This is a genomic window from Hyalangium sp. (assembly GCF_035629615.1).
Classification (GTDB): Bacteria; Myxococcota; Myxococcia; order Myxococcales; family Myxococcaceae; genus Hyalangium.
The window spans coordinates 1-7,262 of record NZ_DASPHO010000018.1 but is presented as its reverse complement, the minus strand read 5'-3'; the positions used below and the strand labels follow the sequence as shown (position 1 = coordinate 7,262).

Sequence of the window (7,262 nt, the reverse complement as noted above, 5' to 3'; positions counted from 1 at the left end):
GGTGAAGGTGCCGCCACAGGGGCCCTCGGCAACGCTGGGCGTGTCGCTGAAGGACCAGGAAGAGCTGAGCGTCTTCACCTCCCGGCCCGTGCAGGCGCGCCTGGCGCCTCCCACCCAACTCCAGGTGGACGGCGCCAACGCCCAGGAGGATCGCGAACTCGCGTCGCTCATGCCGGTGTTCACCTGGGAGCCGCCCACGCTGGGGACGGCGGATGTGTACGAGCTGCGCATCTTCCGGCTGTACGCCTCGCCGACCTCGCCTGACGTGGCGCTCACGGAGACGGTGGCCACCTTCCTTACGGCGCAGCGGCGGGTGCGAGTGCCGCCGGGGATGCTGCAGTCGAAGCAGGCCTACGTGGTGCGGATCGCCGCGATGCGGACACCCGGGAGGGAGCTCACCCGGACGCCGTATCGAGACAACTCGCTGGTGGACACCTCGCTGGCAGAGTCCCTCACCAGCGTGCTGTCCACGCCGTGACCTGGCCAACGCTCATGCGCGCATCCAGAAGAGGTGGCCCCTCTCGAGGACTCGGCGAGGTGCCGCCCCGCCCCTGGCTTGCAGTCATGGGCCTGGCGCTCGTGGCCTGCGCCACGGTGCGGCCGTCGGCCCCCGAGCCGTCCGAGGGACTGCGGCTGAAGTATCGCGTCACCGTCTCCTCCACGGAGGTGCGGGTCCTCCTGGAGGTACACGGGCGCGCCGGACAACGCGTCCCGTTCCAGGTCGCAGGCTCTCACGGCGCAGGGCGAGACTTCCGGATCGTCTCGGAGATCGCCTCCCAGGATGGCGACGGAGCCTCCCTCGCGCTCTCAGCCCCAGGCCCCCACCGCTGGGAGACCCAAGCGCCTCCGGATGGCAGGCTGCGGCTCTCCTACCGTGTGCGGACAGATCCCGAAGCCCATGGCCTCTCCCACGGGCAGCCCGGCTCCGGAGAGATGCCCAAGCTGGACGAGCGCCATGTGTTCCTGCTGGGGGCGCTGGTGTTCGTCGTCCCTGCGGAGTCTTCCGCCGTGCAAGGCCCCATCCCGGTGGAATGGGAGGTGCCTCCCGGCTGGCAGATCCTCACGCCTTTCGGCCACGAAGCGCCCGATCTGACCACTCTCCTGGCCAACTACCTGGCCGCTGGGAAGTTCAGCCGGGCTACCCTCGATGTTCCCGGTGGGTTGCAGCTCGAGGTGGCCTGGTTTGGCGATGAGGATGTCGCCCGATCCACGCTGCCGGAGCTCCTCTCCCGGGTGTTTGGGGCCACCCTGGAGCTCATGGGCAGCCGCGCTCCCACGATGCGCTACGTCATCATGCTGCGGCCGGACTTCCCGCCTGGAACGGTTCAGGGCAGCCCCAAGGAGGGCTCCATCCAGGTCCACCTGCCTCGCGATCTCCCGCTGGAGCGCGTCCACGCGTTCAGGTCCCCTGGCGATCCGGTGCTGGCGCGCATCCTCGCTCACGAGTACCTGCACACGTGGGGCAGAGAGCGAGCAGAAGGGCTGTACGACTCGACAGGGCCTGAGGCGGGAGGCGAGCTGCGCTGGTTCGAGGAAGGGTTCGTCCACTACCTGTCCCAGCTCGTGCTCCTCAGGGCCGGACTGATGGACTCGACGGCCTTCCTTTCCGCGGTGGACCGCGCCCATGCCTCCGTGCAGCAGAACCCCTGGTACGGGAAGGCCTCGCTCGCCGAGGCCAGCGAGCGTTTCTTCGAGGACGCCAAGGCCCGAGAGCTCTCCTACAACGGAGGGATGGTGGTGGCCTTCCTCTGTGACATGGAGCTGCGCGCCCGGGGGCATGGCTCCCTGGAGCGCTTCCTCGATCTCGTCCCGCCAGGCCGCCAGGTGCAGGGCCTGGCACGGTGGCTGGAGTCCTGGGAGAAGAAGACCGGGAGCACGGAGCCCGTGGCGTCCTGGGTCCGAACGGCTGCTCCCCTGCCCTTCCTCGACGCCCGGACCCGGGCCACCGAGAGCGGCACCTTGAGGCAGCTATCGTCGACGAGTCGAAGGCCCTGAAGCCATGAACTGAACCTGTGTCATGCTGGCATCGCGATGAGCGATACGAGCGGTTCATCGGCGCGCAAGCCGATGATTGAGGTGCGGGGCCTCTGCAAGTCCTTCGGTGACCAGGAGGTGCTGCGGGGGGTGGACCTCGTCGTGGAGGAGGGCACCACCTGCGTGCTGATGGGAGTGTCCGGCTCGGGCAAGACGGTGCTGATGAAGCACCTGGTGGGGCTGATGCAGCCGGACCAGGGCACGGTGAAGATAGACGGCGAGGACATCGTGCAGTTGGATGAGGCGGGGCTGGACCGCCTGCGCCGCAAGCTGGGCATCCTCTTCCAGGCCAACGCGCTCTTCGATTCGCTCACCGTCTTCGACAACGTGGCCTTCCCGCTGCGCGAGCGCACCAAGATGTCCGAGGCGGAGATTCGAGAGGCTGTGAGCAAGTCCCTGGCTGTGGTGGGGCTGACGCATGCGGCCCAGCGCTTCCCAGGCGAGCTGTCGGGTGGCATGCAGAAGCGCGTGGGCTTCGCACGGGCCGCCATCCTCCAGCCGCACATCCTCCTCTATGACGACCCGACGGCCGGCCTGGATCCGCTCACCACGGCCTCCGTCAACGAAGTCATCTTCACGGGCAAGCAGCAGCTGGGCGCCACCTCGCTCGTCATCTCCCCGGATGTGGCGTCCGCCTTCAAGGTGGGCGACACCCTGGCCCTCATGCACGAGGGCCGAGTCGTCGAGATGGGCCCACCCGAGGAGTTTCGCCGCTCGGAGCATCCGGCGGTGAAGGCCTTCCTCCACACGTGGCTGCAGCGCCAGGCCCAGCGCCCCCGCTGAAAAGGCCTTTCCACGTGCAGGCCAGCCGATGCCCGAGTGCCTCGGCTCAACACCCTCATCCCTAGGACTCGCGGCGCTTCACCTTTCAGGGCTTATCGAGGCAAGCTTGCCACCGTGTCGCGACGCTCCCGGCTACTCCTGACGCTTCTTGCCTCGGTGCTCCTGCACGGCGTGGCCCTCGTCGCGCTGTCGCGGGCTTGGTCCACCGACCCGGCGCCGCGGAGGGCGCCGCAGAGCCCGCTCGAGATGGAGCTCGTCTACCAGCCTGTACAGCCCGTCCCCCTACCTGCTCCTGAGCCTCAGGTACAGCCGCCCGCCCGGGCGAGTGCTCTGCCGCCGCGCAAGGTGCAGCGCCGACCGCAACCGGCGCCGATGGCCCAGACCCGAGAAGAGCCAGCTGCGCCCGAGAGCACCCCGCCTCCGGAGCCAGTGGCCCAGACACAGGAGGAGGCGTCCGCGCCTGGAGGTGCCATTCCGAAGGCAGAGGATGTGCCGCGCGCCCCGCAACGGTTGACGCTCCTGCCGAATAACCTGCCGGGAGGCATGCCCGTGGAGGAGCCACCCTCTCGGGGCCGGACCGTGCGCAACCTACCCGGAGAGGTTCCGGATCCGCAGGCCGTGGCGGAGTACCAGGCGGAAGAGGCGAAGGCGCGGGTGCAGGGTTGGGCCTTGGACACGCTCGCGGCGGCACGGGCGGATCGGGGAGCCACCACCCCATACTTCCGGCAGCTGCAGCTCGCCTTCTCGGACCAGCTGGTGGATCCCCCGCCACCGGACGCGGAGGTCGTCGGCTCACGCATGGCGCGTGAGCAAGTCGAGGCCATCCAGCACTACGGCAAGTCGGGCACCGCCATGGTCGAGTCCGAGAAGCGTGACTTCCGCATCAAGCAGCGCAACCGCCTCCAGGCGGCAGCCGAGGCGGGACGCGCATCCAACATGTTCATGGTGGACGTCACCGCGCCGGTGCTCGCGCTCGCCGCCGTGGTCGAGGTCTGGCAGGAGCCCGATGGCAAGCTCCGCAACCTCAAGGTGCTCGAGAGCTCGGGCGACCCGACCTTTGATGCCTGGGCACTCTCCCGGCTGCGGAACGCCTTCGCCCACACCGGCTCACCGCCCGATGCAGGGGTCGGCATCCGCGACGACGGAATCCGAAGCCGGTGGCGGCTCGAGGAGTACCTGGGCAATCCGAGGGTGCAGATCCACCTGATCGGCGTCTACTGACCGGCGACACAGGAGTCGCTGCACGCGCACGCGGCTGGCTCCACTCCAGCTACAGTCGAGAACATGCGGCCTTCCTTCTGCCTGGGACTCCTGCTGCTCCTTCCAGCCGTGGCACTGGGTGCACAGGTCAGCGACGCGCTCGGTGTGGACGGTGGCCCGCTGGTCCAGGGCAAGGTGACACGGGAGCCCGGGGGAGAAAGGGCGCTCCAGGCCGTCGTTCGTGGCCCCGAGGGAGAAGCCCTGGTGGGCGCCTCCGTGGTGCTAATCCCCGAGCCCCTGCCTCAGGCCAACCTGGAGCGACAAACAGACTCGCAGGGCAGCGCGAGCTTTCCGGTCACGGCTGGGCGCTTCCGGCTCCTGGCCTTCTGGCAGAGGGAGCCCCAGTTTCAGCGCTACGTATGGCAGGACATCGAGCTGGCGCCCGGCACCGCGGCCCCCCGCGTGGAGCTCCGCTTCCCACCGCTCCCACCCGGCACCCTCTCCGGGCAGGTCCTGAGCGCGGACGGGCTCCCAGCGGGCGGCGCCAAGGTGACGGCCCGCCAGCGCTTCCCGTCACTCCCCCTGGACGGAGACTTCCTCCGCAACACCGCCTACCCGCGCGAGAGCGCGGCCACCCAAGCGGACGAGGAGGGCCGCTTCACCCTGCGGAACCTGCGCGAGGGAGAGTACGTGCTCTCCCTGGAGCACGAGCGCGGGTACGGAGAGGCCATCATGCTGACGGGAGCCCCCACCGCTGAGGTGAAGCTGTGGGGCCGCAGGTGCGCAAGGACGGCCTCCGGCCGCGTCATCGACGAGCGCGGTGCTCCGATCCGCGACTTCGAGATGGGCCCGGAGCGGTTCAAGGATCCGCGAGGGCGCTTCACGCTCAAAGGTGCGTGCGTCATCGTCATCCAGGCCCAGGGCTTCCTGCCCCAGCACGTCCCGCTGCCCAGGCCCGTGCCTGAGCACGTGAAACTGGGGGACATCGTGCTCGAGCGTGGACGCCGCCTCGTGGGCCACGTGATGCGCTCGGACAGGAAGTCCGTGGTGGGCCTCTCCCTCCAGGTGCACTCCCTGGTGGCGCGCTCCGACAAGTCCGGGCGCTTCACCCTCGGGCCCGTTCCGGTCGACGAGGATGCGCGAGTGGTGCTGGAAGAGAAAGGCACCACCCTCCGCCAGCGAGTCCGCCCCGGGCAGGAGGGAGAGCTCACGCTCCGCTTTCCTCCAGGCAGCTCACGGCTCGATGTTCGCGTCCTCGGCGTGGAGGGCCATCCCGCAGCCGGAGTGAGCGTCACAGCCGAGGGCGCGTGGGGCTCGCTCAGCATGTCCACGGACAGCTCGGGCCACGCCCTCCTGAGCGTGCCGCCCGGCCTCCATGAAGTCCGCGTCAAGCAGGAGCCGCAGCGGCAGTCGGCGAGGAATCAGGGTGTCCCGCTTCGCTTCCCCACCATGAGCACCCAGGTTCAGGAGAAGGGCACGGTCCCGCTCGAGCTCCGCCCAACCCAGGGGCCTGGAAGGCTCCGTGTGCTGCTGCCCCGGCCCACCCACTACGACGATGTCTACATCGTGCCCGGCGCACATCCCTGGCCCACGGACAGCGACACGTGGGCCCGCATCGAGGAGCACGCGCTGGTCGCGGATGCGAAGGCGGACATCTGGGCGCAGCCAGGGATGCCCCTCATCTACTACGAGGTCTTGAACGACTTCAGTGAGCTCGTGCCCGGCCTGTACACGGTGTTCACCACGAACTCGTACGGCGACGAAGAGGGACTGACCCTCTTCCGGCAGGTCATCGAGGTCAACGGCCAGGGGAGGCAGGTCGTCCAGGTTCGCTTCGAGGGCGAGAGCACGCGTGTCCTGCGCTGGTGACCGTCAGCAGGCTCGAGCACCGCAAGGAAACGGCACGCACGAACCAGGTAGAATCGCGCCCCTATACCCCTGGGAGGGTCTGGATGCCGGAGCGTGACGTGCAGGCCTGGTTGGAACTTCTCAAGTCATCTCCCGCACTGGCCGGCTGCCTCCGAGAGCCCGAGAGCGAGTCCCTCCTCCGCCAGCTCGCGGAGCGGTTGCAGCCGTCCCAGGTCGAGTCCCAGGTGTCCCTCGCGGATCAACCTCCCGCGCTGCGGTTCATCCTCTCGGGCTGCGTGCGAGTCACCCAGCTGGGACGGCTGCTGCCAGAGGGCAGCCAGCGCCTCGGGGTGGGGAGCGTCCACGGCCTCCAGCACGTGGCCCCGTGGCTTGGGCAGCCCCCCTCGAGCACGAGCCTGTCGGCGACCACCGTCGAGCCCACGCGCTTCCTCGAGCTCCGCCGCGAGGACTTCGACCACGTCCCACGGCCCCTGAGGGAGTGGCTGCTCCGGGTCTCCCAGGCCGAGGCGCTGGCAGAGGAGCTCGTCCGCGTGCTCAGCCAGGAGCCCCGCTTCGCGCTCATCTCGGAGCAGGCACTCTTCCGGCTGGTGGAGAGTGCTGCCGTCGCGCGCGAGGACAAGCGAGCGCTGCTGCGCCGCGGCGAGATACCGGGCGACTTCTATGTCCTGCTCTCGGGGGCCTGCCAGATCCTCCGCTCGGGCGAGTGTGTCGCGTGGCTGAAGGCTCCGGCCTGCATCGGGCACAAGCAGTTCCTGCTGAAGCGGGCCATGGCGGGAGACGCAGTGCGGGTGGAGGACCCGGCGAGCCCTCCGGTGGCAATCCGCATCGACGGCGCGTTCTTCTGGCGGCTCTTCCGGGAAGACTCGGACCTGCAGAGGGCCATCCATCGCGGAAGCCCCGGGTTCACCCCGAAGCCCGTCCCCCCCCCGGCTCACCAGATCCTCGTGCTCGACGGCCCTGAGCCCTTCCCGCTGCGGCGGCTGGGCGAGCTCCTCGCCGAGCGGCTCGCCGCACACCTCCAGGAGCGTGTGCACGTGCTGCGCGTCACGAAGAAGGACGCGGCGCAGGAGCCGCCCCTCTTCCGGCGGCCTCCGGGGGCCGTGAATGGCTGGGTGACCGAGTCCACCCGGCGCATGCCCAGGCCAGACTCCCTGAAGCCCCTGCTGCCACGTCCCGAGCACTTCGCATGGATGCCGCTGGACGGAGGGCTCGCTGGGAAGACGAATGTCACGCTGGTGGATGTCTCCGCCCTGGAGCAAGGCGAGCGCCTGCAAGTGCTGGAGCAGCTCGCGCGCGAGCTGGAGACCCGGCCCCTCGAGCCGCTCAAGCTCCTCTACCTCTCCAGCACGCCCAAGGGCTATCCACGGCTCGGCACG

5 protein-coding genes and 1 pseudogene are annotated in these 7,262 nt (G+C 69.3%); all 6 read left to right on the top strand.

Features of this window, described 5'->3' with window-relative positions; translation table 11 throughout:
* A pseudogene (locus VD972_RS00680) lies at positions 1 to 478 on the top strand (hypothetical protein); the annotation flags it as partial.
* A gap of 86 nt (positions 479 to 564) precedes the next feature.
* Entirely contained in the window at positions 565 to 1,995 is a 1,431-nt protein-coding gene (locus tag VD972_RS00675; protein WP_324979173.1) for a hypothetical protein, read from the top strand.
* Between the two features lie 36 nt (positions 1,996 to 2,031).
* Positions 2,032 to 2,817 carry an ABC transporter ATP-binding protein gene (locus tag VD972_RS00670; RefSeq protein ID WP_324979170.1) on the top strand — a complete coding sequence of 262 codons (786 nt, stop codon included), beginning with the start codon at positions 2,032 to 2,034 and terminating at the stop codon, positions 2,815 to 2,817.
* 543 nt (positions 2,818 to 3,360) lie between these two features.
* Positions 3,361 to 4,038, top strand: a complete 678-nt coding sequence (locus tag VD972_RS00665; RefSeq protein WP_324979167.1) for an energy transducer TonB — start codon at positions 3,361 to 3,363, stop codon at positions 4,036 to 4,038.
* Between the two features lie 63 nt (positions 4,039 to 4,101).
* Entirely contained in the window at positions 4,102 to 5,886 is a 1,785-nt protein-coding gene (locus tag VD972_RS00660) for a hypothetical protein (protein WP_324979164.1), read from the top strand.
* 83 nt (positions 5,887 to 5,969) lie between these two features.
* Positions 5,970 to 7,262: hypothetical protein (locus VD972_RS00655; protein ID WP_324979161.1), on the top strand; the 1,293-nt coding region annotated here is incomplete at its 3' end.